Origin of the sequence: Azospirillum oryzae (assembly GCF_900177515.1) — a bacterium.
Classification (GTDB): Bacteria; Pseudomonadota; Alphaproteobacteria; order Azospirillales; family Azospirillaceae; genus Azospirillum; species Azospirillum oryzae_A.
In genome coordinates, this window is sequence record NZ_FXAK01000009.1 from 82,185 (window position 1) to 109,103 (window position 26,919).

25 protein-coding genes and 1 pseudogene are annotated in these 26,919 nt (G+C 68.0%); 19 read left to right on the top strand and 7 right to left on the bottom strand.

What is annotated here, in order from left to right; translation table 11 throughout:
• Positions 1-747 precede the first annotated feature (747 nt).
• From B9N97_RS28825 to B9N97_RS28830, 4 genes and pseudogenes are all read left to right on the top strand, one after another.
• Positions 748-987 carry a hypothetical protein gene (locus tag B9N97_RS28825; RefSeq protein WP_085091269.1) on the top strand — a complete coding sequence of 80 codons (240 nt, stop codon included), beginning with the start codon at positions 748-750 and terminating at the stop codon, positions 985-987.
• A gap of 250 nt (positions 988-1,237) precedes the next feature.
• A pseudogene (locus B9N97_RS37065) lies at positions 1,238-1,521 on the top strand (transposase); the annotation flags it as partial.
• Positions 1,470-1,946, top strand: coding sequence for a transposase (locus tag B9N97_RS37070; RefSeq protein ID WP_432264215.1), 477 nt, complete (start codon positions 1,470-1,472; stop codon positions 1,944-1,946). The pseudogene B9N97_RS37065 and the gene B9N97_RS37070, both read left to right, overlap by 52 nt.
• 10 nt (positions 1,947-1,956) lie before the next feature.
• The gene (locus B9N97_RS28830) at positions 1,957-2,181 is read left to right on the top strand and encodes a hypothetical protein (RefSeq protein ID WP_143266914.1); all 225 of its coding nucleotides are present in this window, start codon (positions 1,957-1,959) and stop codon (positions 2,179-2,181) included.
• 254 nt (positions 2,182-2,435) lie between these two features.
• On the opposite strand, the gene B9N97_RS28835 is transcribed toward B9N97_RS28830, so the two are convergent.
• The 6 genes from B9N97_RS28835 to B9N97_RS28860 all read right to left on the bottom strand — a co-directional run bounded on the left by B9N97_RS28835 (position 2,436) and on the right by B9N97_RS28860 (position 8,882).
• On the bottom strand, positions 2,436-3,590 hold the full coding sequence (locus B9N97_RS28835; RefSeq protein ID WP_143266915.1) for a tyrosine-type recombinase/integrase: 1,155 nt from the start codon (positions 3,588-3,590) through the stop codon (positions 2,436-2,438).
• Positions 3,591-3,825: 235 nt separating this feature from the next.
• On the bottom strand, positions 3,826-4,599 hold the full coding sequence (locus tag B9N97_RS28840; protein ID WP_085091272.1) for a GntR family transcriptional regulator: 774 nt from the start codon (positions 4,597-4,599) through the stop codon (positions 3,826-3,828).
• A 76-nt stretch (positions 4,600-4,675) separates the two neighbouring features.
• On the bottom strand, positions 4,676-6,022 hold the full coding sequence (locus B9N97_RS28845) for an ABC transporter substrate-binding protein (RefSeq protein WP_244560986.1): 1,347 nt from the start codon (positions 6,020-6,022) through the stop codon (positions 4,676-4,678).
• Positions 6,023-6,134: 112 nt separating this feature from the next.
• Positions 6,135-6,938 carry an enoyl-CoA hydratase-related protein gene (locus B9N97_RS28850; RefSeq protein WP_085091273.1) on the bottom strand — a complete coding sequence of 268 codons (804 nt, stop codon included), beginning with the start codon at positions 6,936-6,938 and terminating at the stop codon, positions 6,135-6,137.
• Positions 6,931-8,046, bottom strand: a complete 1,116-nt coding sequence (locus B9N97_RS28855; RefSeq protein WP_085091274.1) for an alcohol dehydrogenase catalytic domain-containing protein — start codon at positions 8,044-8,046, stop codon at positions 6,931-6,933. The genes B9N97_RS28850 and B9N97_RS28855 overlap by 8 nt, the downstream gene beginning before the upstream one ends.
• A gap of 5 nt (positions 8,047-8,051) precedes the next feature.
• Positions 8,052-8,882, bottom strand: a complete 831-nt coding sequence (locus tag B9N97_RS28860; RefSeq protein WP_085091275.1) for a phytanoyl-CoA dioxygenase family protein — start codon at positions 8,880-8,882, stop codon at positions 8,052-8,054.
• Positions 8,883-9,103: 221 nt separating this feature from the next.
• Here B9N97_RS28860 and B9N97_RS28865 point away from each other — a divergent pair, with 221 nt between their 5' ends.
• Both B9N97_RS28865 and B9N97_RS28870 read left to right on the top strand, forming a co-directional pair.
• Positions 9,104-10,270 (top strand): acyl-CoA dehydrogenase family protein, encoded by a 1,167-nt coding sequence (locus B9N97_RS28865; protein WP_085091276.1) that lies wholly within the window; start codon positions 9,104-9,106, stop codon positions 10,268-10,270.
• Positions 10,267-11,757, top strand: coding sequence for a class I adenylate-forming enzyme family protein (locus tag B9N97_RS28870; RefSeq protein ID WP_085091277.1), 1,491 nt, complete (start codon positions 10,267-10,269; stop codon positions 11,755-11,757). The genes B9N97_RS28865 and B9N97_RS28870 overlap by 4 nt, the downstream gene beginning before the upstream one ends.
• 7 nt (positions 11,758-11,764) lie before the next feature.
• On the opposite strand, the gene prpR is transcribed toward B9N97_RS28870, so the two are convergent.
• The gene (gene prpR, locus B9N97_RS28875; protein ID WP_143266916.1) at positions 11,765-13,771 is read right to left on the bottom strand and encodes a propionate catabolism operon regulatory protein PrpR; all 2,007 of its coding nucleotides are present in this window, start codon (positions 13,769-13,771) and stop codon (positions 11,765-11,767) included.
• A gap of 284 nt (positions 13,772-14,055) precedes the next feature.
• Here prpR and B9N97_RS28880 point away from each other — a divergent pair, with 284 nt between their 5' ends.
• From B9N97_RS28880 to B9N97_RS28940, 13 genes are all read left to right on the top strand, one after another.
• The gene (locus B9N97_RS28880; protein WP_085091279.1) at positions 14,056-15,255 is read left to right on the top strand and encodes a CaiB/BaiF CoA transferase family protein; all 1,200 of its coding nucleotides are present in this window, start codon (positions 14,056-14,058) and stop codon (positions 15,253-15,255) included.
• Positions 15,256-15,258: 3 nt separating this feature from the next.
• Complete coding sequence (locus B9N97_RS28885; RefSeq protein WP_085091280.1) at positions 15,259-16,176, top strand: hydroxymethylglutaryl-CoA lyase; 918 nt, start codon at positions 15,259-15,261, stop codon at positions 16,174-16,176.
• Between the two features lie 103 nt (positions 16,177-16,279).
• Positions 16,280-17,857, top strand: a complete 1,578-nt coding sequence (locus tag B9N97_RS28890) for a class I adenylate-forming enzyme family protein (protein ID WP_208621299.1) — start codon at positions 16,280-16,282, stop codon at positions 17,855-17,857.
• Positions 17,854-19,035: an acyl-CoA dehydrogenase family protein gene (locus B9N97_RS28895; RefSeq protein WP_085091282.1), complete on the top strand. Its 1,182-nt coding sequence runs from the start codon at positions 17,854-17,856 to the stop codon at positions 19,033-19,035. The genes B9N97_RS28890 and B9N97_RS28895 overlap by 4 nt, the downstream gene beginning before the upstream one ends.
• Positions 19,036-19,047: 12 nt before the next feature.
• On the top strand, positions 19,048-19,929 hold the full coding sequence (locus tag B9N97_RS28900; protein WP_085091283.1) for a branched-chain amino acid ABC transporter permease: 882 nt from the start codon (positions 19,048-19,050) through the stop codon (positions 19,927-19,929).
• Entirely contained in the window at positions 19,926-20,894 is a 969-nt protein-coding gene (locus B9N97_RS28905; protein WP_085091284.1) for a branched-chain amino acid ABC transporter permease, read from the top strand. Before B9N97_RS28900 ends, B9N97_RS28905 begins: the two co-directional genes overlap by 4 nt.
• Positions 20,887-21,669, top strand: coding sequence for an ABC transporter ATP-binding protein (locus B9N97_RS28910; RefSeq protein WP_085091285.1), 783 nt, complete (start codon positions 20,887-20,889; stop codon positions 21,667-21,669). The genes B9N97_RS28905 and B9N97_RS28910 overlap by 8 nt, the downstream gene beginning before the upstream one ends.
• Positions 21,666-22,388 carry an ABC transporter ATP-binding protein gene (locus B9N97_RS28915; RefSeq protein ID WP_085091286.1) on the top strand — a complete coding sequence of 241 codons (723 nt, stop codon included), beginning with the start codon at positions 21,666-21,668 and terminating at the stop codon, positions 22,386-22,388. Before B9N97_RS28910 ends, B9N97_RS28915 begins: the two co-directional genes overlap by 4 nt.
• 24 nt (positions 22,389-22,412) lie before the next feature.
• Positions 22,413-23,576 (top strand): thiolase family protein, encoded by a 1,164-nt coding sequence (locus tag B9N97_RS28920; protein ID WP_085091287.1) that lies wholly within the window; start codon positions 22,413-22,415, stop codon positions 23,574-23,576.
• A complete protein-coding gene (locus B9N97_RS28925) occupies positions 23,576-23,992 on the top strand; it encodes a Zn-ribbon domain-containing OB-fold protein (protein ID WP_085091288.1) in 417 nt (138 codons plus the stop codon). The genes B9N97_RS28920 and B9N97_RS28925 overlap by 1 nt, the downstream gene beginning before the upstream one ends.
• Positions 23,993-24,044: 52 nt before the next feature.
• A complete protein-coding gene (locus tag B9N97_RS28930) occupies positions 24,045-25,244 on the top strand; it encodes an amino acid ABC transporter substrate-binding protein (RefSeq protein WP_085091289.1) in 1,200 nt (399 codons plus the stop codon).
• 1 nt (position 25,245) lies between these two features.
• Positions 25,246-26,016: an enoyl-CoA hydratase/isomerase family protein gene (locus B9N97_RS28935; RefSeq protein WP_085091290.1), complete on the top strand. Its 771-nt coding sequence runs from the start codon at positions 25,246-25,248 to the stop codon at positions 26,014-26,016.
• Complete coding sequence (locus tag B9N97_RS28940) at positions 26,009-26,836, top strand: amidohydrolase family protein (RefSeq protein ID WP_085091291.1); 828 nt, start codon at positions 26,009-26,011, stop codon at positions 26,834-26,836. Before B9N97_RS28935 ends, B9N97_RS28940 begins: the two co-directional genes overlap by 8 nt.
• Positions 26,837-26,919 lie beyond the last annotated feature (83 nt).

Sequence of the window (26,919 nt, forward strand, 5' to 3'; positions counted from 1 at the left end):
CGATGAGCACGGGAGGTGCCGTCAACTTGTCGGTTGGCTGGTTGCCAGGACCGGTTCCACCTTCGCGCGACCACCGCCCTTCTGCCGATTATCGAGAGGCTCGTACCCGGACGACTCCAGGTTTGGACCGTCGGCGCGCCGCTGACCGCGTAATCAGCAGACTGCTGCCGTCCGCTGTGTGTTCACTCTGCCCGGATCGACAAGCTGACGGTGCCTTGAGCGGTGCCAAGGACGCGGCGAACCGCTCTGAACGGCTCATGCAGACCCTGGCTGAACTCTGCGGCACCGCTCAGCAGGTCCTCTATGTTCTGGCTGCCCGCGAGGTCGCCTGTGCTGCCGGTCGCTTGGCGGAACCTGAAGAGATCCTCCAGGTGCTCGTTCGTCGCCGATGCCCGACCACGAGGCCGAGGATTGGGGTGTTCCGGGCGTGTGAGAATGACCAGACCAGTGTCCTGTGCCAGTCCGCGCACCGCGTATTTCCCGAAGACCCGTCTGCAAGCGGTGCCCTGACCGCAAGGGCAGCGCGGCATAGAGCGGCGCTGCGCTGACATCAACGGGGTGAGCAACGCGAGTTATGCGAAAAGCGCATGCGGCCCCGCTTACGCTCCTCCGCAGCCCTTGATGACGTGCAACACTCGCCTCGCTTTCCGGACCAAACCGGTGGCGCGGTTCGCCACCACCGAATTTTCACGGCCAAGGAGCCGTCGATGACGACGAACGACAACGACTGTGGGGAAAGTCAGACGGATGATTGACATCCAGGCTGTCGCCAACACACTGAAGCTGGATGGCTGCAACACGCCCGAGGCGGAAGGCATGACCAAGATGCTGGGTAAACTGACCGGCGATCTCGCCACCAAGGCGGACCTGGATAGCGCCATGCGCGACTTCCTCCGTGAGATGAAGCTCTGGATCGGCGGCGCCCTGATCGTCACCGTTGCTGCGGTCGGCGTCATCGTCGCTCTAGCCGTCAAACTCTCGAGTTGACCGGACCTTCCTGGAAAATCTTGGGCGATGGCGGCGAGGTTGATGGCGGGCCGGTCGTAGGGGGGCGATACGGCGAAAGTCCTGCCATGGCCATGTCCCCGGCAGGTGGTGTCTGAAGCGTGAGGCTGGCCTGCCAGAGCGTTCCTTTATAGCTGGCGCAGGCGGGACAGCCATTCGGGAGCGGGCGGTCACCGTATTCTTCAACTAAGTTGAGGCTGCTTGACGACCATCAACCGTGACGGAGATCACGATGACCGAGGACAGGATCGTTCGTCAGGATCTGATTGGGAAGAGTGCCGACGCCGACGTCTTGCACGAGATGGTTGGCTTCGCCGCCCAGCGCTTGATGGAACCGGAGGTCGAGGCGTTACCGGCGCCGGCGATGGCGAACGCTCGGATGAGCGACTGATCAAGCGCCCTGGATAGCGGGAGGGCCCTTGGGAGACGCGGGCTGGTGCGATCGACGTGCGCGTCCCCAAACTGTGGCGCGGCTCCTACGTCACGGCCTTCCTGAAGCCGCGGCGAACGGCGGAGAGCGACACAGCACAAACCCGCTGGAGCGCCTGAACGGCGAGATCAAGCGGCGCACCAACGTTGTTGGCATCGTCCTTGGGGAACGCGTCGTCATGCACCTCGTGGACGCCCTGTTGCTGGAACAGCACGATGGATCAACGGTGTGCCGGCGTCACATGACCATGGCAAGGCTGAGCGAGCTGTGCCACCCTTCAGCCACTGGCCCTCCGCCTCCATCCCGCCGTTTCGATCAAGCGGCGCGAAAGCTGCCGGTCCCCCTGCAAGGCCTCCGCCTTGGCTGCCGCTCAGGAGTTCGAGCCCGCGGAACCGCCAGGAGATTCGATCCGGACAGGGGTTCCGGTGGGGTGAAGCGGCAGAGCGCTGTAGACAACGGAGTGAAGCCGCGAACCCAAGGGTTCCCCCGCTGCGACGGACAGGATGGATGAGGAGGTATCGATGAGTGTGACGTTGCGGTTCCGTGAGGAAGGAGCGGCCTTCGAGCGTGCCAAGCTGGTTGCGGATGCATTGGGCCTGTCGATGGACGCTTACCTGCTCGCCTGCGTCGCCGAAGGGCACAAGGTTCTGCGGGCACGTTGCCCGGCGGCACGGCCTGAGCTGGAAGAGCCGGCCTTCATCCGCCGCGGTCATCCACCCACCCTGCCGGGGACGGCGATGGAGTAGGCGGGCGGCTGGATCTGGGAGACAACTCCGGCCTTCCGAGGCGAGGGGGCGGGCCAAGCGGAGGGCGCGAGCTTCTGGACACAGGGGAAGCGAGCTGGGCACTCCGGAGCACCCGGACAACCCGCGTCTGCGCGCGATGGCCTCGGCCATGGGCAGCCAGGGCTATCTGTACGTGGGCGCCTACGAGGTGGTGTGACGCCGAGACAGGCCCCGCTCGGTCCTGAGCGGGGCCCTGTCCCTACCGTTGTGCGTCGTCAGTCCGCGTCGGTCTTGCGGCGGAACAGACGCTGGGTCGGGTTGTCGCGCCAGCGGTCGGCGTGGCGGATGTACTTGAGCGCAACGTCGCTGCTCTGGTGCCCGGTCTGCTCCATGATTTTTTTGAGCGACGCCTCCTCCTCGGCGGCGGCGGTGGCGAAGCCGCTGCGCAGCGAGTGGGCGGAGAAGCGGCTGCCCAGGCGCTGCGCCATTTCGGGCCCCTGGGTCCAGCGGATCAGATCGGCGTCGGTCTCGCCGATGGCTTGGCTGGTCTCGCGCACCACCCGGTCTACGCTGCGGTCGGAGAGCCGGCCGCCGAACGCCCCGCCCTTGTTGATCGACACGAACAGCGGCGCGTCGGCGTCCTCCATGCTGTAGACGGCGCGCCAGCGGCGCAGCGCCTCCACCGGGCACACCGCCGGGTCGTCGGCGGCCCAGAGCGCCGCGGTGCGGCCGCGCTTGGTCTTGCCGCCGCGGATCGTCACCTCGAGCCCCCGCCCCGGCACCATCACCACATCGCCGACGTCCAGCCCGACCAACTCGCTGCGCCGGGTGGCGGCGCCGAAGCCGAGGAGAAGCAGCAGGGCGTTGCGCCGTCCGGCGGCGCTGTCGGGCTGGGCGGCGACGAGCCGGCTGAGCAGATCCGGCAGGATGGGAGCGGCCTGTTTGACCTTGCGCCGGGCCTGCAGGGCGGCGACACCGGCGAGCTGGTCGGCGATCAGGGGGTGCTTGGCGTCGAGCGAGCGGCCGGCGAGGCGGTGGGCGAGCAGGATGGCCGAGAGGTGGACCTTGAGGGTGGGCAGGGCGCGGGTTTCGGAGGCTTTGGCGAGGTACATGCCGACGACCCGCGGGTCGGCGCCGAGCGGCGCGAAGCCGAGGCTGACGGCCCAAGCCTGGTAGGCAACCCAGGCGGCGCGGTAGGCACGTTCGGTGTTGCGGCTGTAGCGGGCGGCGACGGTGCGGGCGGCGGCCTTGGCGAGGCGGGTGATCTCGACGATCTGCTCGGACGTATGCGCGCCGGGCAGGAGGAGGTCGTCGAGGATCTTGGAGGTGATCACCACGCCGGTGTCGTCGGGGGCGGCGGTCACGGCGACGGAGCGGACGAGCTCGGCCGCACGGTCGGCGACGGGATCGGCGGGTGGACTGGGCGGCATTGGTCGGCTTCTCCTTTCGGGAGAGGATACGATCATGCTTGCTCTTTTTTCAAGACCGACAACCTTGGATGTTGCCCGCGGCTTGCGAGCCCCCCATTCGATGCCCGAAAGCGTACGATGGCGAACTCCGCTTTCTGATTTCAGATTCGGTCCTCGAATTCGCCCGGCTGGTGCGCTCCAGCATCGGCTGAGCAATCGCCGCACCCTTCCCGTCCGGTGACCCCGTCGGCCCGCTCTATTGAGGCGCGGGACCATCGAACGGGTAACGCAGGGTCTCGCGCGCGTAAGCCTCGACATACGCCATCAGCCGGTCCGAGGCCGCGGCCGCTTCCTCCGCGTCGCCGCGGTGGATCGCCAGCATCAGGTCGGCATGGGTCTTGGCCCCATCTTCCAGGCTGCCGATATGGGCGTGGCAATTCTGGAACCAGAATCGGCGGGATAGCGACCGCAACGGCCGAATGGTCTGGGTCGCCACCGGGTTGCGGGCGCTCTGGTCCAGCAGTTGGTTCACCTCCTGGTCGAGATGCATGAAACGCATGCCGTCGCCGTTGCGGGCCGCCTCCAGCATCTCACCGGCGATGGCGCGGCATCGCTCCCGTTCTGCCGGAAGCGCATAACGGGCAGCGCGCCGGGCGATCAGGCGCTCCAACTCGCGCCGCACGTCCAGCACGTAGAGCTGAAGCTTCACGTCCACTTCGGTGACCATGATCCCGCGTGACGGGACGATGGTCACCATGCCGTCCATCTCCAGCCGCTTCAGCGCCTCGCGCACTGGGGTGCGGCCGATCCCGAGCTGGGTGCTGATCTGCTTCTCAGACACGAAGCTACGCGGCGGCAGCGTGCCCGACACGATCAGTTCCTCAATGGCGGCATAAGCCTGATCGGCCATCGACCCGGCTTCGATCTGGGCTCCCGCCTGCTGCCCCATCTGCTGACTGGCCGGCCCTGTCACCCTGTCGCCCCCGTCTCCTGCCGCCGGTTCGAGCCCGGTCCGATCCAACACTCGCATGCGTTTCCCATCCTGGCTTTAGCGCGCCGGGACCAGGGACGCAAGCGGGCGGAGGCGCCCGATACCGATCCGCTGGTTACGGCTTGCCGGCATCGGCCGATTTGCGGACCAGCGGGCACTCGCTCTCGGCCAGCGGACGGGCCGCATCGGCGGCGGCGATGACGCCCAGCTGCTTGTAGTAGTCCCATTTGTCCTTGGATTCCGCCGGCGTCTTCACCTCGAACAGGTACATGTCGCGCAACACCCGGCCATCCTCGCGGATGCGGCCGTTTTTGGTCATGAAGTCGTTGATCGGCGTGTCACGCATTGTCTTCATCACGGTTGGCGTGTCGGTGGTGCCGGCCGCCTTCACCGCCTTCAGGTAATGGGTGATCGCGCCGTAATTGCCGGCCTGCACCATCGTCGGCATGCGGCCGGTCCGTTCGGAGAAGCGCTTGGAGAAAGCCCGCGTCTCCTCGTTCTGGTCCCAATAGAAGGCTTCGGTCAGCACCAGCCCCTGCGCCGTCTCCAGGCCGAGCGCATGGATGTCCGACAGGAACATCAGAAGCCCGGCCAGCTTCTGGCCCTGCTTCGTGATGCCGAATTCCGCCGCCTGCTTGACGGTGTTGATCAGGTCGCCGCCCGCGTTGGCCAGCCCGATGACCTTGGCGCCGCTCGCCTGCGCCTGCAACAGGTAGGAGGAGAAATCGGCGCTGTTCAGCGGATGGCGGGCTGAGCCCAGCACCTTGCCGCCGGCCCCGGTGACGAAGGCAGCGGTGTCGCGCTCCAGCGACAGGCCGAAGGAATAGTCGAGCGTGATGAAGTACCAACTGTCGCCGCCCTGCTTCACCATGGTACGCCCGGTTCCAGCGGCCAACGCATAGGTGTCGTAGACCCAGTGGATGCCGTTGGGCGAGCAGGCCTTGCCGGTGAAGTCCGACGAGCCGCCGGCGGTGCCGAAGACGATCTTGTTCTTGCGCCGGGTCAGTTCCTGGATCGCCAGCTTGTTCTTGCGCCGGGTCAGTTCCTGGATCGCCAGCATCACCGCCGAATTGGGTAGGTCAATCACCACCTCGACGTTCCTGTTGTCGTACCAGTCGGCGGCGATCTGCACGCCGATGTCCGCCTTGTTCTGGTGGTCGGCGGACAGCACCTCCACCGGGCGACCCAGCACGGAGGCGCCGAAATCCTCCACGGCCATCTTCACCGCTTCGACGCTGCCGCTGCCGCTGAGATCGGCAAGCGAGCCGGAAAGGTCGGTCAGCACGCCGATGCGGATCGGGCCGGTCGCCTTGGCGGGCGCGGATTGCGCGGCGGGCGCCTGGGCGGCCGGTGCCGGGGTGGCCGGCGTCTGGGCCGCTGCGTCTCCTGACAGCGTGCAGAAGGTCAGCGCGATGCCTGCGGCCGTGGCGGCCAGGAACCCGCGCAGTACAAGCGTCATCATGGAGCGTCCCTCCCTTGTTAGGTGATCGTCTGGTTTTAGGAAGCCGTCCTGGCGGGCAGGTCTTTTGGGTGCCTGCCCTTCGCAGAGGCTTGAAGGTCGGAAATTCAGAAGGTCAGCTGGTCGGCTTCATCGCCGCGGCGATGGCAAGACGGGATTCCTCGCCAGCGTGGCAGATGCCCTGCAATGCCGCAGCCATGTCCAGCATGGTGGAAAGATCGACCCGGCCTGCCTGCTGCAGCATGCGCTTGGTCATCCGCACCGCCTCCGGCGGGTTGGCGGCGATCTCCTCCGCCAGCGCGAGTGCCGCCGGCATCAGTTCAGCGTCCGGAACCATGCGGGACACCAGCCCCAGAGCCGCGGCTTCCGCCCCGCCGACGGCCCGTCCGGTGAATGCCATTTCCGCGGCGACCGCCGGTCCGGCGACGCGTGTCAGGAACCACAGCCCGCCGTCGCCGGAAATCAGCCCCAGCTTCACGAAGTTGGAGCTGATGCGCGCCGAATCCCCGGCGATGCGCAGGTCGCACATGAAGGCAAGATCGCAGCCGGCTCCATAGGCCGGGCCGTTCACCGCCGCGATCACCGGGATTTCGAGCGCCGCCATCGCACGGGGAATGCGCTGCACCCCGGCGCGGTAGGCGTTGCGCACCTGATCGGCGGGACCGCCGAACATGCCGCGCCGGTCGCGGATGTCGTGGATGTTGCCGCCGGCGCTGAACGCCTTGCCAGCGCCGGTCAGCACCAGCACGCGCACCGACCGGTCGGCTCCCACCTCCTCCAGCGCCGCCAACAGCGGCTCCAGCACCGGCGGATCTGTGACGGCGTTACGGGTCTTCGGCGCGTCCAGCGTCAGGATCGCGACGGCGCCCCGGCGTTCCAGCCGGACGGTGCCGGCGCCTTCGTCGGTATCGTCACTCATGCATCACCACCACGGCGCGGATCACGTCGCCGCGCTCCACGTCCTCGAAGGCTTCGTTGATGGAGCCGAGCGGCAGGCGCCGGTCGATCAGTTCGTCCAGGCACAGGCGACCGTCGAGATAGGCTTGCGCATAGGCAGGGAAATCGTCGGCCGCCTTAGCCCCGCCCAGGCTGGAGCGCAGGATGCGCCGTTCGCCGCTGATCGAGCCGAAGCGCAGCTCGACAAGCCGATTGGGATCGGTCTTGCCCAGGATGGTGACGCTGCCGCCGGGCCGGGTGCAATCCACCGAATCCTGCAACGAACCGATGACGCCCGCCGCCTCGAAGGCATGGTCGGCCCCGCGCCCGCCGGTGATTGCGCGCACCTGGGCGGCCAGATCCTCGCCGCCGAGCATGGTGTGGGTGGCGCCGAAGGCGGCTGCGCGCTCCAGCTTGTCGGCACGGCGGTCGACGGCGATGATCACCCCGGCCCCGGCCAGCCTTGCCCCTTGCACGACGTTCAGCCCGACCGGACCACTGCCGACCACCACCACGCTGTCGCCCAGGCCGACACGGGCAACGCGCAGCGCCGCACCGACGCCGGTGATGACGCTGCAGCCCAGCAGGCAGGCACGGTCGAACGGAATATCGTCCGGCACCGGGATGGCCGCGGCCTCCGGAACCACGGCATATTCGGCGAAGGACGAGACGCTGAGGAAATGGCCGACCTCCGCCCCGGCGGCATCGCGCAGCCGCTTGCGGCCTGACGACAGGGTGGCGGCGCGATGGTTGGGCACCACCATGTCGCACAGCATCGGCTGGTCACGGCGGCAGTAATAGCATTGGCCGCAGGCGGCGTAGATCGTGCACACCACATGCTGGCCCGGCTTCACCCGTTGCACCGCGGAGCCGACCGCCTCGACCACGCCAGCGCCCTCATGGCCAAGCACCACCGGCGGCGGCACCGCGAAGGCTCCGGTCATCGCCTCGCGGTCGGTGTGGCACAGGCCGGCGGCATGCATGCGGATCAGCACGTCGCCCGGCTCCAGCGGCGCGAGGGTCAGCGGCTCGATGGACAGCGGCGCTCCCGTCTCGCGAAGCACCGCCGCTTGGAAGGTCGATCCCGCCATCCACCCTACTCCGCCGCCGGCTGCCGGATTTCGGCCTCGGCCTGACGCTGGATGCCGTCGTCGCTACCGGTCTGCAGAGGCTCGCAGTTCCGGGCCACCACCCATTCGGGGCGGGGATTTTCGACGCCATGCGGCCGGTTGGAGACCTGATTGTAGACGGTGTAGATGTGCCAGCGCGAATGGCGCGACATGTTGTGGCCGGAGCCGTGGACAATGTTCGGATGGAACAGCACCACGGTGCCCGGTTTGCCGGTGATCGCCACCGGATCGCCGAAGCGCTGCATGATGTCGATGACCTGATCCTTGGGCACGGTCCACAGCTTATAGGACGTCGTGGTTTCGTCCATCTCAGGATCGAGCCGGCCCAGCTTGTGGCTGCCGGGGATGAAGTAGAGGCAGCCGCCAATCTCCGTTGCCTCGTCCAGCATCAGCAGCGAAGTGGTCATGTCCGGCCGGTCGACGCCGTCGGTCTTCCAATAGCCGTAGTCCTGGTGCCACTGCCAGATGGCGCCGTCGATCGCGTCCTTCAGGTTGCATTTGGTGTGGTAGACATAAACCGGCTCGTCGCCCAGCACCTGGCGCGCCGGATCAATCACCCGCGGCAGCGTCGCCAGAGCCTGGAACGGCGGCGAGGCGGTCGGGCTGCGTTTGTCGTGGACTCGGAAGACCGTCCGAACGGTGCCGCTCTTCTCACGGATCACCCCTTCGGCCTCGTTTCCCGTCACCCTCAGAAGGTCGCGGCGCAGGATTTCCACCTCCTCACGCGACACGAGGTCGGGAAACACCAGATATCCGCGCTCCTCATACTCCGCCATCTGGGCGTCGGTCAGCCTCATGGCATCCTCCCTCAATTCCAAACCGAAGATACTGTTGATGTACAGCCGATATATCGGTACCATATTATCGTATGCGGACGGGTTCAATGGAAAACATCAACGATCAGTGAACCGAACAAAAAGCGGAGCCGGAGCAGGCCCATCCGGCAGCTTGAAGGCCGGCCGCTCGGAGCCGGCCGCCGCTGCCGGTTCCGACAGAATTCCAAGGGAGGACATCACCGATGCAGACGCCGGCAGCGTTGTGGACCGATCTGGTCGAACCGGACTTTCTCGACCCCCTCAGGCGCGCCGTGGCCGAGCATGTCGAGCCCGATGCCGACGCCGTCGATCGCGAGGACGTCTATCCGGTGGCGGCGATCAAGGAACTGGCCCGCCGGGGCTACACCAGCCTGACGCTGCCGGAGGAACTGGGCGGGCGCGGCCTGGGTTTCGCCCATTGCGCGGCGCTGTTCGAGGAAGCCTCCTACGCCAGCGCCGCCGTCGGCATCAGCCTGATCACCATCCTGCAGGCCCAGACCATCATCAACCTGTTCGGCACCGACAGCCTGAAGCGGGCGGTGCTGCCGGAGTTCGGCCGCGGACTCATCACCTCCTACGCCCTCACCGAGGCCAACCACGGCAGCGACATCCGCAGCCTCGACACCAAAGCAGTGCGCAACGGCGACCGCTGGATCCTGAGTGGGCGCAAGTCCTTCATCACCTCCGGCTCGGCGGCGGAAGCTTATGTGATCCTGGCGGAAACGCCGGTCGGGGTGTCGGCCTTCTTCGTCCGTCAGGGCATGGACGGCGTGTCGACGGAGGAAGGGCCGAACGCCGCCACCTTCGGCCTGCGCAACGGCCCGCACGTCGATCTGGTGCTGGACCGGGTGGCGTTGCCTGCCGATCATCTGATCGGGGTGGAGGGCAAGGGCGTCCGCCAAGCGGTGACGACGCTGGACTATTCGCGGACCATGGCCGCTGCCATCAGCCTCGGCATCGCGCGGGCCGCCTTCGACGGTGCCCTGGCCTTTGCCGCCGGGCGCAGTGCCTTCGACCGCAAGATCCTCGATTTCCAGGGAATCCAATGGTACTTCGCCGACATGCTGGCGGAAATCGACGCCGCCCGGCTGTTGACCTATGAAGCCGCGCGCAAGCTGGACGACCATGACGACATCGCCCGTTTCGGCAGTGAGGCCAAGCTGCTGGCAAGTCGGGTCGCCACCGACACCGCCGCCCGCGCCGTGCAGATCTGCGGCGCCTACGGCGTCATGGAATCGGCGCGCTTCGGACGGTACCTGCGCGATGCCAAGGCTTACGAGATCGCCGGCGGATCGTCAGAAATCCTCAAGAATACCATCGCCAAGCGGCTGCAACAGCATGTGATCCGGCAGCAGGAGGCGCTGTCGTGATCGCCGATCCGCTCTATGCCCGCGCCGCCGCCACGCCCGACCGTCCCTTCCTGCTGTTCGGCGACCTCACCATCACCTACGGCGCCATGGCGGCGCTGGTGGACAACGCCGTCGAGCGGCTGGCCACGCAGGGCGTGACGGCCGGCCAGACCGTGGCGATGATGGTCGGCAACCGGCCCGGTTTTCTCGTCGCATGGTTCGCATTGTCGGAACTCGGCGCCATCACGGTTCCACTCAACACCGCCCTGGTCGGCGAGGGGCTGCGCTATTTGCTGGAACAGAGCGAAGCCTCCCTGCTGATCGCCGAAGAGGAGTTTCTCCCCGCCCTGCCCGCTTCGGCCCCGGCGCTGCTGCCGATGGACGAGCTCTTAGAGATAGCTGCCGACCCCGAACGGCCACCGCGCCGCCGTCTCGCGCTGCCCGGCGGAACGGCCAACGCCATCCTCTACACCTCCGGCACCACCGGCCTGCCGAAGGGAGCGGTCATTCCGAACGCCTGCTACGAGTTGGCAGGCGAGCATATGGCCGCGGCGCTGGAACTGACGGACGAGGACCGGATCCTGCTGTTCCTGCCGCTGTTCCACGCCAACCCGCAGATGTACGGCGTGATGTCCTGCCTGCGGGCCGGGGCGGCGCTGGCACTGTTGCCGCGCTTCTCGGCCTCGCGGCTGCTGGAGGATGCGCGGCGCTACGGCGCCTCCGGCTTCACCTATGTCGGCACGGTGCTGAGCATCCTCGCCAAGCGGCTGACCGAGCCGGAGCGCGATCATTCCCTGCGCTGGGCGGTCGGCGGCGGCGCACCCCCCGGCGTCTGGCGCGAGATCGAGGAGCGGCTGGGTATCGCCGTGCGCGAACTATACGGCATGACCGAGACCGGCGGCTGGGTGTCGATGAACACGGCGCAGGCCGCGAAGTTCGGCAGCGTCGGCGCCGCCCGGCCGGACACCGAGCTGTGTGTGGTCGATGCCGACGACACCCAGCTCCCTCCCGGCGAGAAGGGGGAGATCGTCGTCCGTCCCCGCCGTCCCGGCTTGATGTTCGACGGCTACTGGAAAAAACCCGAAGCGACAGTGGCGGCGACGCGGAACCTGTGGCTGCATACCGGTGACCGCGGCATGATCGACGCCGACGGCTTCCTGCATTTCGACGGCCGGATGAAGGAGTTGATCCGGCGCGCCGGTGAGATGATCGCCCCCGTCGAGATCGAAACGGCCCTGCTGAAGCATCCGGCCGTTCAGGACTGCGCCGTCGTCGGCGTGCAGGACGACATCCTCGGCGAGGAGATCAAGGCGGTGATTGTTCCCCGCCCCGGCTTCGACCCGTTGGAACTGCCGGCCTTCCTGACCGGCCGCATCCCCGCCTTCATGTGTCCGCGCTTCGTCGAGTTGCGGACGGAAATCCCGAAGACGGCCACCCAGAAGGTTCAGCGCCATCTGCTGCACGACCATCCCGGCGACATCGTGGATCTGGGGCGGCACAAGGGGTGATGCGCCGCTAATCCCTTGCGGCGCACTCGCCATCCGCGGAGCCGCCGAGACCAAGCTGGCGCATGCGCCGCCACAACGTCGCCCGGCTGATGCCCAGAGCGCGCGCCGCCTCCGCCCGATTGCCGTGGGTGCGGGACAGCGCGCTCTCGATGGCGGCCCGCGCGTGGTCCCCATCCCGGTCCGTTGCCCCTTCCCGGCCGTTAGCCTCGCCCCTGTGCCCGCCGGCCGGCCTGTCCTGCCCAGGCGGTTCGAGAAACAGCTCAGGACAGTCATGACGCAGAATCCCGGCGGGAATGTCCTCGACGGTGCCGAATTGCAGAACAAGCATGGTCAGACGCTCGCAGATATTCTCCAGTTCGCGGACGTTGCCCGGCCACCGGTAGGTGGCGAGCCGGGATTTCAAAGGCTCGACGACGACCGAAGGCGCCAGCCGGATCCCGGTGCGCTCCAGGCAGGCGGCGACGAACCCCTCGGCCAGCACCGGCACATCCTCCACCCGGTCGCACAGCGGCGGCAGGCGCAGGCGCAGCGTGTTCAGCCGGTAAAGCAGGTCGGCCCGGAACGCGCGCTGCGGCACCAGTTCCTCCAATGGCTGATGGGTGGCCGCGATCACCCGCAGATCGACCGGAACTGGCACGACGCTGCCCAGACGAACGATCTCGCGCTCCTGAAGCACGCGCAGCAGCCGGGTTTGCAGGGCCAGCGGCATGTCGCCGATCTCGTCGAGGAACAGCGTGCCGGTGTGCGCCGCCTCGAACAGCCCAACCTTGCCGCCCTTACGGGCCCCGGTGAAGGCCCCCTCCTCATGGCCGAACAGCTCCGATTCCAGCAGGGAATCCGGAAAGGCCGAGCAGTTGATCGCCACGAAGGGGCGGCCGGAGCGCGGGCCGAGATTGTGGATGGCCTGGGCGAACAGCTCCTTCCCCGTCCCGCTGTCTCCGGAGATCAGCACCGTCAGGTCGCTCGCCGCGAAGCGCCGCGCCGTGGCGCGCGCCTGTTCGATGGCCGGACTGTCGCCGCGGATATCGTCGAGCGTGTAGCGGGTCGTCCGGTTGGGGCGCCGCCGGGTCTGGGACCGCAGGCTGACGTCCGCTTCGCTGATGGCGCGGGCGTCGTAGACTGTGATCATGGCACCGGTGACCTGCCCATGCTCGCGGATCGGGATGCGGTTGGCGATCCAGTCGCGGCGGCGGAACGTCAGGACACTGCCCTTTTCCGCCTCGCCGCTGCCCAGCACTCCGCGCAACGACAGTTCCGGCGCCACCTCCGCCGCGACCCGGCCGAGAATGGCGTTCGGGGGAAAGCCCAGCAGGGCTTCCATCGCCGGATTGACCGCCGTCACCCGGTCGGCCGGATCGACTGCGAGCACCGCTTCCTGAACATTCTGGAGGACGCCGTTCAACTGGCTGTAGCGTGCATTTTCCAGCCGGGCGATGCGGGCCATTTCCAGCGCGTCGTCCAGCCCCTGGCGCACGCCCGCCACCGAATAGGCCAGGATGCCCTCCATTCCCAGCCGCTCGGTCGCCTCGACCACCACGCTCGACCCGATGATGACGGGAAAGCCGCGCTCCGCCATGCCCTTGACGCAGGCGACGGCCTCGTCCGGTGTCTCGTAGCAGCCCTGCTCCACCTCGGTCCGCAGCAGCCCCTTGATGGCGTCCAGTTCCGGGATGATGCGGCGGTGCATGACGATACCGACCCGGTTCGACCGCTCCCGCGCCTTCAGCAGCGCCAGCAGGATGTCGTAGCCGCCGACCTTGATGGTGGCGACCGGCGACTTCACGGTGCTGCGCAGGTAGCTGGCATTGGCGCCGGCGCTGACGAAGGCGTCCACAGCACCCGAGGCCTCGCGCTCCCGCGCCACGGCCAATGCCGCCTCATAAGCTTGGTCGATCACCTCGATCTCGGCACGTTGGGCATATTCGTCCAGAACCGCACGCGCCAGCCGGGTGAGATGGCGGTAGCTGAGAAAGCACAGCCGCAACCGCCCATTGTTCGGATAGCCCAACGTCATTGGCATGGTTCCTTACCCCCGGCCATCCGCCCTCCGCATCCGTCCCGACGGGGCCGGCGACATTGATCCGGGACAGCCACCGTTTCATCAGCGTCGCAAACAAACGTTTCATCGCACGTTTCATCGCAACAAGCCACCTGTTTCATGAAACGCTTCTCTCAGTCCCGTGATTCATCAATCGATTGATATTGAAGGAACAAATCATCGGGCGCCGGATTGGCACACCCCTTGCTGTTTGATGAGCGAACAAACATTCCACAAACGAAGCATCTGGGGCGAAGGGTATGGCACCACTGAACGGCATCCGGCTGATCGACCTGACGCACATGCTGTCCGGTCCCTACGGCACCATGCTGCTGACCGATCTGGGGGCCGAGACGATCAAGGTCGAACCGCCGGGTCGGGGCGAAGGAACGCGGCAGTTGCTGGCCGGCGATCCCGATTATTCCCGGCACGGCATGGGGGCCTATTTCCTCACGCTCAACCGCGGCAAACGCAGCGTCTGCATCGATCTGAAAAGCGAGGAGGGGCGCGCGGTCTTCCTCGATCTGGTCCGCAAGAGCGACGTGGTGTTCGACAATTTCAGCGCCGGCGTCACGGAACGGCTGGGCATCGATTTCGCGTCGCTGTCGGCCGTCAATCCGCGCATCGTCACCTGTTCGGTCACCGGCTTCGGCGGCAACGGCCCCGATCCGAACCGGCCCGCCTTCGATCAGGTGGTGCAGGCGATGGGCGGCGGCATGAGCATCACCGGCCTGCCCGACGGGCCGCCGCTGCGGTCCGGCATTCCCATCGGCGACCTGGGCGGCGGACTGTTCGGCGCACTGGGCGTGCTCGCCGCGTTGCAGGAGCGGGAGCGGACCGGCGTCGGCCGCCATGTGGACGTGTCGATGCTGGACGTGCAGATCTCGCTGCTCAACTACATGGGCACGATGCACCTGATGTCCGGGCATGTGCCGGAACGGCTGGGCAACGGCCACTTCGTCCATGTTCCCTACAACACCTTCAGGACCGCCGACGGCCACATCATCATCGCCTGCATCGGGGACGCCTTCTTCGAGCGGCTGCTGCCGGTCATCGGGCGACCGGAACTGGAAGCACCGGAATACCGCCTCCAACCCGGCCGCTACGCCGACAAGGAGCGGATCGAGCGAATCGTCGGGGAGGAACTGGTCAAGGACAGCTCCGCCAGCTGGCTCGCCCGGCTGCGCGAGGCGCGGGTGCCCTGCGGCCCGGTCAACGACTTCGCCCAGGCGATGTCCGATCCCCAGGTGGTCGCCCGCGACATGGTGGTGGAGGTGCCGCTGCCGCAGGGCGGCTCGGTGCGAATGCCGGGCAACCCGATCAAGCTGTCCGGGGGCAAGCCCGACCGCTTCACCGCACCCCCCGAGTTGGGCCACGACACCGACGCGGTTCTGGAAACGCTGCTGGGCTACGGGCCGGAGCACATCGGCGAACTGCGCCGTGCCGGACGGGTGGGGTAAGCCATGGACCGCCTGCTGTTGACCGAGGTCGCCCCGCGCGACGGATTGCAGAACCAGCCGATCCTCGTTTCCACCGCCGGCAAGCTGGAGTTGATCCGGCAGCTGGCCAAGGCCGGGCTGACGCGGATCGAGGCCGCCAGCTTCGCCTCGCCCAAGGCGGTGCCGCAGATGGCCGACGCCGAGGAGATCGTCGCCGGAGCGCGTTCGCTGCCGGGCGTGGAGATCTCCGCCCTGGCCATGAACGGGCGGGGACTGGACCGGGCACTGGCCTGCGGAACGCCGCAGATCGCCACAGTGGTGGCGGCGACGGAGGAAATGAACCGGCGCAACATCAACATGACGCTGGATCAAGCGACCGCCGCCGCAGAGGAGGTGATCGGCCGCGCCCTGGAGGCGGGCGTGGGCGTTCGTGCCTATGTCGCCGTCGCCTTCGAATGCCCGTTCGAGGGGCCGGTGGAGCCGGCAGCCGTCGTCCGGCTGGCGGAACGCTTCGCCGCCATCGGCGCCGGTGAGGTGGTGATCGCCGACACCATCGGCGCAGCCGCTCCCGGTCAGGTGACCGGCCTGTTGCAGGCGCTGCTTCCCAGCCTGCCGGCGGAACGGATCGGCATGCATTTTCACGACACGCGCGGCTTCGGTGTCGCCAACGCCCATGCTGCGATCGAAGCGGGCATCCGCCGGCTCGACGCCAGCGCTGGCGGGATCGGCGGCTGCCCCTTCGCCCCCGGTGCCGCCGGCAATCTCGCCACCGAGGATTTGGTGCTGTTGGCTGAGAAGTCCGGCCTCGCCACCGGCGTCGATCTGCCTGCCCTGATCGAAGCGGTCGATGTCGCCGGACACCTGCTGGGCCGGCCACTGGGCGGACGGGCCATGCCCTGGCTGAGACGCAGCCACGCGCAGTCCACCGGAATTCCCCGTTGAGTGCATACCGGAATATTCGACATCATTTGGATTGCTGATAATTACGACTCAAAAAGGAAAAAAGTCCTCAACAGTCTAATGAAAAACAGGGAGGAGCTTGGTCATGAGTTTGACAACCGGCATGGACCGATCGGCCGCCGCACTGGTAGCACGGGCTGCCGCCTCCACCGTGGGAAGCCTGTTTCTTTCCACCGCGCGGCTTTATCCGCAACGCATCGCCATCGAGGATGACGGCCAGGAAGAGGTCCGCATCCTGACCTTCGCCCAGCTGGCCGAACGTGTGAACCGCAGCGCATCGGCGCTGGCGGCGCTGGGGGTGACGCGCGGTGCCCGCGTCGCCGTACTGTCGGAGAACCGGCTGGAATATATCGAGACGCAGCTTGCCTGCGCCCTGCTGGGAGCCATCACCGCCTGCCAGAACTGGCGCCTCAGCCCGCGCGAGCTGGAGCACTGCATCGGCCTCGTCGCGCCGACGGCGATTCTGGTCTCGCCCCGGCATACGGGTACTCTCTCGGACGCCGCGACTGCGGGGGTCCCGGTGATCGAATTCGGTCCGGAGTGGGAGCGCCGCCTCGCCGCCGCATCCGCCGACACGCCGCCGGACATCGCCGAGCCGGAGGATCCCCTGCTGATCCTCTACACCAGCGGCACCACCGGCCTGCCCAAGGGGGCGGTGCTGACCCATCGCAGCCAACTGGCCCGCATGACGGCGGCACCGTTTGACCTCGGGGTGCGGCCGGGCAACACCAACCTGTGCTGGCCGCCGCTCTACCACATGGGCGGCACCGAGCCGGCCCATTACGCGCTGCTGACCGGCGGGCGGGTGATCGTGCTGGACGCCTTCGATCCCGAACGGATCGCCGACAAGATCGAGACAGAACGGTTCGAATGGGTGTCGATCATGCCGGGCACGCTGGCCCGGATGATCGAGGTGCTGGAACGGCGCGGCACCAAGCCGCTCGGTCTGCGCACCTGCGGCGTCATGGCCGACCTGTCGCCCCCCGCCGAGGTGGCGCGGCTGAGCGAATTGCTGGGCGCCGACTTCCTCAACTGCTTCGGATCGACCGAGACAGGCACCCCGCCCCTCTCCGGTCGCCAGCTTCCCCGCGGCGCCACCGGCGATCTCGGCAAGGCGCCGAGCGTCGGCGCCGAAATCCGGCTTGTCGATCCGGACGACAACGACGTTCCCGACGGCGGGATCGGCGAACTGGCCATGCGTGGCCCGACGCTGTTCAGCGGCTACTGGAACAACGAGGCGGCCACCCGGAAGGACTTCCGCAACGGCTGGTTCCACATGGGCGACCTGCTCCGCCGCCGGCCGGACGGGCTCTACGACTTCGTCGATCGCGCCAAGTACCTGATCAAGTCCGGCGGCGAGAACATCTACCCGGCGGAGATCGAACGGGTTCTGGTCGGGCATCCCGACGTGCGCGACGCCGTGGTCGTGCGCAAGAAGGATGACCGCTGGGGCGAGATCCCGGTGGCGGTGGTGGTGTCGGCAAACCCCCACCTGGAGGCCGCCGAGCTGTCCGCCCTGTGCCGGCGAGAGCTGGCCGGATTCAAGCAACCCAAGGCCATCCACTTCGTACCGCCCGAGCGCATCGTCCGCTCCACCACCGGCAAGGTGCAGCGCGGAGTCATCGAAAGTTGGGTCGAAAGCCAGACGGTGGAGCCATCATGAGCGACAGCCTGTCCACATATGCCGCCGCCGCCATCGGCGACGACGCCGCCGAGCTCGACGCCCTTGTCCGCACGGTGAGCGGCTTCGTCCAGACCGCCCTGCGGCCACACGAGGAGGCGGTGGACCGCGCCGACGACGTCGATCCCGGCCTGATGCGCGACCTGCGCCGGTCGGCCGCCGACCTCGGCATCTACGGCTACAACATGCCCGAGGAGATCGGCGGACCGGGGTTGAGCCGGGTCGCCATCTCGGCCATCGACGAGGCGACCGGCCACACCAGCATGCCGCTCGCCGAGGCCTGCGGCCATCTGCCGGGATCGCTGCTGTTCGCCGACGCGTCCCAGCGCGACTGGTTCGTCGGACCGCTGATGCGCGGTGAACGCACCGTCGCCTACGCCCTGACCGAACCGGACGCCGGTTCCGACCTCAACGCGCTGCGGACGCGGGCGCGGCGGACCGGCGGCGGCTGGCTGCTGTCGGGGGCCAAGACCTTCATCTCGCATGCGGAGACCGCCGACCACACAATCGTGCTGGCGGTGACCGACAGCGACGCGCCGCTGAAGGGGCGGCTGACCACCTTCATCGTGCCGCGCAGGGCGCAGGGCTTCATCGTCGAGCGTCGCTTCCGCAAGCTGGGCTGGCACGGCTACCACCTCTCGGCGCTCAGCTTCGACGACTGCTTCGTGCCGGACGACCATGTGCTGGGCGCGCCCGGCGCCGGCTTCGGCGTGATGATGGCGACCATCAACAACGACCGGCTGTTCGTGTCCTGCCGCTGCGTCGGCATGGCCCAGCGGCTGATCGATCTGGCGGTGCCGTACGCCCGCGACCGCACCACCTTCGGGCGGCGGCTGGCCGACCATCAGGCTATCGCCTTTATGCTGGCGGACTGCGACGTCGAGATCGACGCCGGCCGGCTGCTCTGCGCCAAGGCGGCGCGCCTGTCGGACCAGAAGCATCCTGACGCCCGCATCGCCGCATCGCGCGCCAAGCTCTATTGCACCGAGATGGTCGGGCGGGTGGCCGACCGGGTCCTCCAGATCTTCGGCGGTGCCGGCTTCATGGCCGACCTGCCGGTGGAGCGCATCTATCGCGACGCCCGCGGTTTCCGCATCGGCGAGGGAACCTCCGAGATGCAGCGCCTCCAGATCGCGCGCAGTCTGATCGACCGGATGTGAGGACAGCCCCGGATGGAAAGCACACTTCTGGTTCAATCCCTGCTGCTGGCATTGACCACCGCCGGGCTCTACGCCGCCATCGCCTCCGGTCTCACCCTGGAATTCGGCGTTACCGGCATCATCAACTTCGCGCATGGCGAGTTCGTCATGCTGGGCGCCTTCCTGACCTATTTCCTGTACGAGGCGGTGGGCGTGCCGCCGCTGGCCGGCATGGTCCTGTCCGGTCTGGCGATGACCGCGCTGTCCTGGCTCGTCTTCGACGGCTTCCTGTCGAGGGTGCTGAAACAGGACGAGCACAACCAGATCCTCGCCACCATCGGCCTGTCGATCCTGCTGATCAATCTGGCGATGATCGCCTGGACGCCGGACGCCCGCGTGATGCACGCCCCGCCCCTGCTGCCGCCGCTGCAGCTCGGCGACGTCATCGTTCCGGGCAACAATCTGGTCGTGCTGCTGGTCGGCATCGCGCTCTATGCCGGGATGATCTGGTTCATGCGGCACACCCGCCAGGGGCTGCTGCTGCGTCTGGCCGCCGACGACCCGCAGCTGGCCGTCCTGGCCGGGGTGGACGTGACGCGGATGTTCCGCCTGTCCTTCCTGATCGGCGGACTGACGGCGGGCGTCAGCGGCGGGCTGGTGGCGCTGATCCTGTATGTCCAGCCGCTGGTCGGCGTCGATCTGGTGATGCGCGCCTTCGCCATCGTGGCGCTGGGCGGGCTGGGCAGCATCGGCGGCGCGCTGATCGGCGCGGTGCTGCTGTCGGCGGCGGAGAACCTGACCGCCACCTTCGTGCCGGGTGGGGGAAGCTGGGGCTACGGGGTCGCCTTCGTCATCATCGTCCTGGTGCTGGTCGTGCGGCCCACCGGGCTGTTCGGATCGGAGCGGCGCGCATGAAGACCGGACTCACGCGGCTTCTCCCCTACGTCCTCATCCTCCTGGTCACGCTGGCGCTGGTCTGGATCGACAAGCCCTTCTGGATCCAACTCGCCATCGGCGTCGCCATCACCGCGATCACGGCGCTGGCCTGGGACATCCTGTCTCGCACCGGGCAGGTCTCGCTGGGATCGGCCGCCTTCTTCGGCATCGGGTCCTACACGCTGGCGATCTTCGAGCCGCTGATCGGGCTGACGCTGGCCTGGGTCGCGGTCGTTGTGGTCTGCGCGCTGGCGGCGACTCTGCTGGGGCTGCTGACCCTGCGGCTGCGCCGGATGTATTTCGCCATCGCCACGCTGGGCTTCGCCCTGTCGATGCAGGTGCTGGTCGTGGTGTTCCCCGACTGGACCGGCGGCTCGGGCGGCATCGCCCCGCCGGTGCTGGCGGACGGCGACCCGCGCTGGCAGCTCGGGCTGATCGGGCTGCTGCTGCTGGCGGCGGTGGCCTTGTCGGACACGCTGCTGGGGCTGCGCTTCCGCCCGGCCTTCTTCATGATCCGCACCAAGCCGGAACTGGCGGCGGCCAGCGGCGTGCCGGTGGTGCACATGAAGATCTTCGCCTTCATCGTGTCGGGCGTGCTGATCGGTCTGGCCGGCGCCTGCTACGGCGGCCTCTACGGCTATGTCGTGCCGACCGACGTCTTCACCACCAACTGGAGCGTGCTGCCGCTGGCCATCGCCACGCTGGGCGGGATGGACACCACCATCGGCCCGCTGCTCGGCGCCATCGTACTGAAGGCGCTGGAGGAGGTGGCCCGCTCGGTGATCGGCGGCACCGGCTATCAGGTGGTCTACGGCGCCGTCATCATCCTGTTCGTCATCGGCATGCCGCAGGGGATCGTCGGCCTGCTGCGCAAGGCCGGAAAGCTGGCCGGACGGCGGACCGCCACCGGCGAGAAGAAGAAGGAACGGGAACGCCATGCGTGACACAGCCTCTCTGAGCCCCGCCAGGCGGTCTGCACAGCAATCCGGCGGCGCGATCCTGGCGGTAGAGGATCTGACCGTAGCCTTCGGCGGGCTGAAGGCGCTCGACGGGGTGTCGCTGTCCATCGCGGCGGGCGAGATCACCGGCCTGATCGGCCCCAACGGCTCGGGCAAGAGCACGCTGGTCAACACCGTGTCGGGTCAGCTTCCCGTCCGTGGCGGGCGCATCAGTCTGCGCGGCGGCGACGTGACGGGGCGGCGCCCCGACCGGATCGTCCGCGCCGGGATGGCCCGCACCTACCAGATTCCGCGCGTTCCCCCCACCCTGACGGTCGAGGAGGTGCTGTCGGTTCCCCTGCTCTATGCCGGACGTGACCGCCACCGGCTGCCGGGGCTGGGCGACGCCGCCGCCATCGCCGCCTTCTGCGGCCTGGGTCCGCTGTTCCGCCGCTACTGCGGCGACCTGTCGGTCACCGATCTTCGGCGGCTGGAGATCGCCCGGGCGCTCGCCTGCGCGCCGGACCTCCTGCTGCTGGACGAAGCAATGGCCGGCCTGTCGCACGAGGATTCGGTGGAGGTGATGGGCCTCATCCGCAATGTCCACGAACAGGGGATCAGCATCGTGATCATCGAGCATCTGATGCGCGTCATCACCACCCTGTGCCACCGCGTCGTGGTCCTGAACAACGGCCGCCTGCTGGCCGAAGGCACGCCGGCCACGGTGCTGGCCGACCAGGCGGTGCGGGAGGCCTATCTGGGCAAGGGGTTCGCGTCATGAGCCGCTTCGTCGGACGGGTCGGCGGCGCCTCCTACGACCGCCTGCGCGTCCTCCACCAGCTCGACATCGCGGTGGAGAGCGGGCACATGCTCGTCATCCTCGGTTCCAACGGCGCCGGCAAGACCACGGCGCTGCGGGCGCTCGCCGGCACCGTCGCCACCAGCGGCCGCCATCTGGCGCTCGACGGCGAGGACTTGAGCGGCTGCGCGCCCTGGCAGCTTCCGGCCCATGGGGTGGTGCTGGTCCCGGACGGGGCGCGCTGCTTCCCGAACCTGAGCGTCGAGGACAATCTGCTGGGCGCCCATGGCGCCGCGGCGGGGCGGCGGAAACAGGTGCCCTACGGCCGATTGCGCGACATGGTGTGCGGCTATTTCCCGATCCTGCGCGACCGCAGCCGCCAGATCGCCGGCACCATGAGCGGCGGCCAGCGCCAGATGCTGGCGATCGGCCGTGCCCTGATGGCCGAGCCGTCGGCCCTGATCCTGGACGAGCCGTCGGCCGGGCTGGCCCCGATCATCGTCGAGGAGCTGTTCGTGACCCTCGCCAAGATCAAGCGGGAGACCGGCTGCGCCATCGTCATGGCCGAACAGAATGTCGGCTACGCCACCCACATCGCCGACCATTGCGTCGTGCTGGAGGAGGGGCGGACCGCCCTCTCCGGACCGATGGCCGAGGTCGTCAATCACGAAAAGCTGCGCAGCGCCTATCTCGGCATCTGACGCATCGGAAACGGAGGACACCCCATGCCGACAGTCGGTTCCGACGTCGTCATCGCGGGCATCGGCGAGACCCCCGTCGGTCGCCTGCCCGGTTGGTCGCCGGTCGAAATCCAGGCGGCGGCCGTTCTCGCGGCGCTGCGCGACGCGGGCTTCGCCCTGTCCGACCTCGACGGACTGATCAACCTCGATCCCTACGCCACCCCCAACAGCATGTTCTCGTCCACGCTGGCCGAGCATCTGGGCGTGGCGCCCCGCTTCGCCTGCACGGTCGATGTCGGCGGCACCGTCACCGGCATGACCATGCTGCAACAGGCGGTCTGGGCCATCGAAAGCGGCTATTGCGAGGTGGCCGCCTGCGTCTACGGCGAGAATGCCCTGACCGGCCGTCCGGCCGGCGCGCAGGGACTGCACATGCACAATCTGCTGGGCGGGGAGGAGTGGGAGGAGCCGTTCGGCCTGCACGGCATGGTGATCCCCTACGCCCTGCTCGCCCAGCGTTATCTCGACCTCTACGGCGCCACCGACGCGGATCTGGCGGCGGTCGCCCTGGTCACGCGCCGTCACGCTCTGCTGAACGACAACGCGCAGATGCGCAAGCCGATGACGCTGGAGGACTACCGGGCCAGCCGCCAGATCAGCAGCCCGCTGCGCCTGCTCGACTGCTCGCTGGTGTCGGACGGCGGAGGGGCGCTGGTGCTGACGCGGATCGGGCGGGCACCGCAGGGCCGGGGCCGCGGCGTCGCCATCCGCGCCATTGGCATGAAGACCACCCATAATTCGGTGGCCCTGATGCCGGACATCCCCGAACTGGGTATGGCGGCCGCCGGTGCCGACGCCTACGAGGCGGCGGGGATGGGGCCGGAGGACATCCAGGTCGCCAACCTGCACGACGCCTTCACCATCTCGGTGCTGGTGTCGCTGGAGGCCCTGGGCTTCGCCCGGCCCGGCGAAGGCGGAGCGCTGGTGCGCTCGGGTGCCATGGATCTCGGCGGTCGCTGGCCGCTGAACCCCCATGGCGGCCTGCTGTCCCAGGCCCACATCGGCGGGATGCTCCACATCACCGAGGCGGTGCGCCAGCTGCGCGGCGAGGCCGGGCGGCGGCAGGTGGAGGGTGCGCGCCGGGCGCTGGTCAGCGGCAACGGCGGCATCTTCTCGGTCTGTGGCGCCATGATTCTGGAGAAACCCTGATGCTGGATCTGCTCGCCACCTCGCCGAACCCGACCGGGGCCAGCGCCCCCTTCTGGGACGCGTGCGACCGGGGAGAACTGCTGTTCCCCAAATGCGGACGCTGCGGACACCTCTTCTATTACCCGCGCCGGCATTGCCCGCTTTGCGGCGACACGGCGCTCGGCTGGCAGAGGATGTCGGGCCGGGGAACCGTCTTCTCCCACAGCCATGTCCATGTCGCCTTCCAGGGCGGCGCATGGAGCGGCCAGCTTCCCTACACGGTGGTGCTGGTGGATCTGGCCGAAGGTCCCCGGATGCTCAGTCGGCTGATCGGCGACGATGCCTCGACCGTGCGCGGTGGCGACGCGGTGTCCGTCGTCTTTCCCCGGATCGGCGACCGCCGATACCCCTTCTTTCAACGCGCCGCCGCCGGCTGAACCCGCGGCGGAGGCCACCCGCGAACAACGACCATAAAAACAGGAGGAAACCATGCGCTTCGTGAAACGGTTGGCGGCCGGCGCCGCAGCACTCGGTATCGCCGCGCTGACGATGACCGGTCCAACTCCGGCCGCCGCCCAGACGGCGGAACCGATCCGGATCGGCGTGCCGCTGCCGCTGACCGGAGTCCTGGCGGTGGGCGGGCAGACCATCCTGGCCGGCGTGCAGTTCGCGGCGGACGAGATCAACGCCGCCGGCGGCCTGCTGGGCCGTCCGGTCTCGCTGCTGATCGAGGATACCAAGAGCGAGCCGAACACAGCCGCCACCATCGCGTCCAAGATGGTGACGGAGGACAAGGTCTACGCCTTCGTCGGCGGATACGGCAGCACGGCCGACTTCGCGTTGCTGTCCAGCGTCAGGCGCTACAAGCCGCTGTTCATCCACACCGGCTCCTCGTCCGTCAAGCTGGAGAAGACCTTCGGCACGGAAGATTGGTACTACCATATCTACATCTGGGATTATCACCGTCAGAAGGCGGCCTCCAGTTTCCTCGCCTCCATCGACCCCAAGGTCAAGACGGTGGCGCTGGCCTATGAGGACGGCCTGTACGGCGCCGACGCGGCCAAATATGCCGAAGAGTATCTGACGAAGGCCGGGATCAAGCTGGTGATGAAGGAGCCGTTCAAATCCGGCTCGCCCGACTTCTCGCCGGTGCTGACCCGCGTCAAGTCGCTGAACCCCGACGCCTTCTTCTCCGTCGGCTATTCGGGCGACAACCTCCAGCTCGTCCGCCAGATGAAGAGCCTGGGGATCAAGCCGAAGCTGACCATGGTGGTGTCCGCCGGCGACCGTCGCGCCGACTACGGTGACATGAGCGAGGGGCTGACCGTGATCACCGAATGGTCCACCGCCGACCGCACCCCTGCCGCCGTCGAGCTGATCCGCAAGGTGGAGGCGAAGGGCCAGACTATCGCCCCCGTCTTTCCCCAGGGCTATACCGGCATGATGACGCTGGCCAAGGCCATCGAAAGCGCCGGCACGCTGGACCAGGACAAGGTGCGCAAGGTGCTCTCCACCGCCACCTTCGACACTCCCTATGGCAAGATCGGCTACCGGCCGTCGGAAGGCGGCGGCCTGCACCAGCTGTTGTCGGATGAGACGATGGTCATCGTACAGCACCGCAAGGAAGGCGAGGAGGTCGTCTATCCGCCGGCCAAGGCGAGCGGCAAGCTCGTCTATCCGGCGCCGTGAGATGACGGTCCGCTTCGAACGCCGCGGAACGGTCGGGCTGATCACCCTGTCGAAGCCCGACCGCCACAACGCGCTGGCCGCCGATCTGGTGGCCGACCTGCTCGCCACGCTCGATCGGCCCGACGCGCGCGAGGCTGCCGCCCTGGTGTTGGCTGGCGACGGCCCGTCCTTCTGCGCGGGGGCGGACATCGGCGATCTTCTGGACGCCGGCTGGATGACGCCGGCGCCCAGCAGACCGACGCCGATGGACCTGTTCGAACGGCTGGACGGGCATTCCCGCCCGACCATCGCCGCCGTCCATGGGCGGGCGCTCGGCGGCGGGTTCGAGCTGACGCTGTGCTGCGATCTGGTGGTCGCGGCGGCGGACGCCGTCTTCGCTCTGCCGGAACTCGGGCTGGGGGTGGTGCCGAACACCGGGCTGGCCAGACTGGCGCAGATCGCCGGCCCCCGCCAGGCTCTGGACCTGATCCTGAGCCGGCGCCGCATCGGGGCGGAGGAGGCGGCGGCGATGGGGCTGGTCTCCCGGGTCGTCCCGCCCGGAGACGCAGTGGACAGTGCAGTGGAACTGGCGCGCGCCATCACCGACGGAGCACCGCCGGGCGCCATCGCCACGGTCAAGCGCGCGGTGCGCCGCGCGGCGCCGCTCGACTGGACGGCAGTGCGGGGAATGTTGGCCGAAGTGCCTGCCGGCGAATGGACGGAGGGGCTGGGCGCCTTCCGCGACCGGCGGCGGCCCGACTACAGCGAATTCTGGAGAACATCGGATGCGTGACGCCAAATCTTTCCAGGTCTTCGACCTGCATCACCATGTCGGCTCGCTCGACATCGTCGGCGGCGCAAAAGGCGGCGGCGCCTCGGGCGGCATGGCGGCAGATGCCGAACAGCGGATCGCCTTCATGGATCGTTGCGGCATCGCCCAGGCCCTGCTGATGCCGTCCAACGGCTATCAGGCACCCAACGGCATCGCCGACACCCGCCACGTCAACGATCAGGTCGCCGAGTATCGCGACCGCTGGAGCGACCGCTTCCCGGCGGCGCTCGCCACCGTGTCCCCGCTGGAAGGGGACGCGGCGCTGGACGAGATCGACCGCTGCATCCAGGTGCTCGGGATGAAGGGCATCGTCTGGCACCACCGGTTCCAGGGCTGCGCCATCGACCATCCGCGCATGGACGCGCTGCTGGAGCGCGTTCGTCATCACCGCGTGCCGGCCTTCATCCACATCATCGGCGATTCCAAGCTGGAGTCGCCCTGGAAACTGGAGGTGCTGGCCGAACGTTTCCGCGATGTGCAGTTCGTGGCGCTGGACGCCTTCTCGTCTCCCGACTTCGCGCATTGGATGCCGCACATCGCGCGGCGCCACCCGAACATCCTGTTCGACACAGGGGTGATGGTTCCGGTTTCCCATATGATCGAGCGCTTCGTGCGCGAGGTGGGAGCGCACCGGCTGCTGCTGGGCACGGATTTCTACTCCTCGCCCAAACTGTTCAGTGTTCCGTTCCCCCTGCTGGAAATCCTCGCCTCCGACCTGACGGACGGGGACTGCGCGGAGATCCTGGGCGGCAACGCCCGCCGCCTGCTGGGGCTTGCCTGAAAGGCCGGCCCCGGCGGTCTCATGACCCGCCGGGGGCACCGTCAAGTTGGCGTTGAACGGGTTGCGGGAGCGGGCGAGGGCGG

Excerpts from the sequence above, each read along its gene's own strand:
- B9N97_RS28840 (WP_085091272.1), bottom strand. The coding sequence starts at position 4,599 with ATGCGAGTGTTGGATCGGACCGGGCTCGAACCGGCGGCAGGAGACGGG.
- B9N97_RS28850 (WP_085091273.1), bottom strand. The coding sequence starts at position 6,938 with ATGAGTGACGATACCGACGAAGGCGCCGGCACCGTCCGGCTGGAACGC.
- B9N97_RS28925 (WP_085091288.1), top strand. The coding sequence starts at position 23,576 with ATGCTGGATCTGCTCGCCACCTCGCCGAACCCGACCGGGGCCAGCGCC.
- B9N97_RS28940 (WP_085091291.1), top strand. The coding sequence starts at position 26,009 with ATGCGTGACGCCAAATCTTTCCAGGTCTTCGACCTGCATCACCATGTC.
- B9N97_RS28920 (WP_085091287.1), top strand. The coding sequence starts at position 22,413 with ATGCCGACAGTCGGTTCCGACGTCGTCATCGCGGGCATCGGCGAGACC.
- prpR (WP_143266916.1), bottom strand. The coding sequence starts at position 13,771 with ATGACGTTGGGCTATCCGAACAATGGGCGGTTGCGGCTGTGCTTTCTC.
- B9N97_RS28930 (WP_085091289.1), top strand. The coding sequence starts at position 24,045 with ATGCGCTTCGTGAAACGGTTGGCGGCCGGCGCCGCAGCACTCGGTATC.
- B9N97_RS28830 (WP_143266914.1), top strand. The coding sequence starts at position 1,957 with ATGAGTGTGACGTTGCGGTTCCGTGAGGAAGGAGCGGCCTTCGAGCGT.
- B9N97_RS28935 (WP_085091290.1), top strand. The coding sequence starts at position 25,246 with ATGACGGTCCGCTTCGAACGCCGCGGAACGGTCGGGCTGATCACCCTG.
- B9N97_RS28915 (WP_085091286.1), top strand. The coding sequence starts at position 21,666 with ATGAGCCGCTTCGTCGGACGGGTCGGCGGCGCCTCCTACGACCGCCTG.
- B9N97_RS28845 (WP_244560986.1), bottom strand. The coding sequence starts at position 6,022 with ATGATGACGCTTGTACTGCGCGGGTTCCTGGCCGCCACGGCCGCAGGC.
- B9N97_RS28885 (WP_085091280.1), top strand. The coding sequence starts at position 15,259 with ATGGACCGCCTGCTGTTGACCGAGGTCGCCCCGCGCGACGGATTGCAG.
- B9N97_RS28865 (WP_085091276.1), top strand. The coding sequence starts at position 9,104 with ATGCAGACGCCGGCAGCGTTGTGGACCGATCTGGTCGAACCGGACTTT.
- B9N97_RS28895 (WP_085091282.1), top strand. The coding sequence starts at position 17,854 with ATGAGCGACAGCCTGTCCACATATGCCGCCGCCGCCATCGGCGACGAC.
- B9N97_RS28855 (WP_085091274.1), bottom strand. The coding sequence starts at position 8,046 with ATGGCGGGATCGACCTTCCAAGCGGCGGTGCTTCGCGAGACGGGAGCG.
- B9N97_RS28905 (WP_085091284.1), top strand. The coding sequence starts at position 19,926 with ATGAAGACCGGACTCACGCGGCTTCTCCCCTACGTCCTCATCCTCCTG.
- B9N97_RS28900 (WP_085091283.1), top strand. The coding sequence starts at position 19,048 with ATGGAAAGCACACTTCTGGTTCAATCCCTGCTGCTGGCATTGACCACC.
- B9N97_RS28890 (WP_208621299.1), top strand. The coding sequence starts at position 16,280 with ATGAGTTTGACAACCGGCATGGACCGATCGGCCGCCGCACTGGTAGCA.
- B9N97_RS28835 (WP_143266915.1), bottom strand. The coding sequence starts at position 3,590 with ATGCCGCCCAGTCCACCCGCCGATCCCGTCGCCGACCGTGCGGCCGAG.
- B9N97_RS28910 (WP_085091285.1), top strand. The coding sequence starts at position 20,887 with ATGCGTGACACAGCCTCTCTGAGCCCCGCCAGGCGGTCTGCACAGCAA.
- B9N97_RS28860 (WP_085091275.1), bottom strand. The coding sequence starts at position 8,882 with ATGAGGCTGACCGACGCCCAGATGGCGGAGTATGAGGAGCGCGGATAT.
- B9N97_RS28880 (WP_085091279.1), top strand. The coding sequence starts at position 14,056 with ATGGCACCACTGAACGGCATCCGGCTGATCGACCTGACGCACATGCTG.
- B9N97_RS28825 (WP_085091269.1), top strand. The coding sequence starts at position 748 with ATGATTGACATCCAGGCTGTCGCCAACACACTGAAGCTGGATGGCTGC.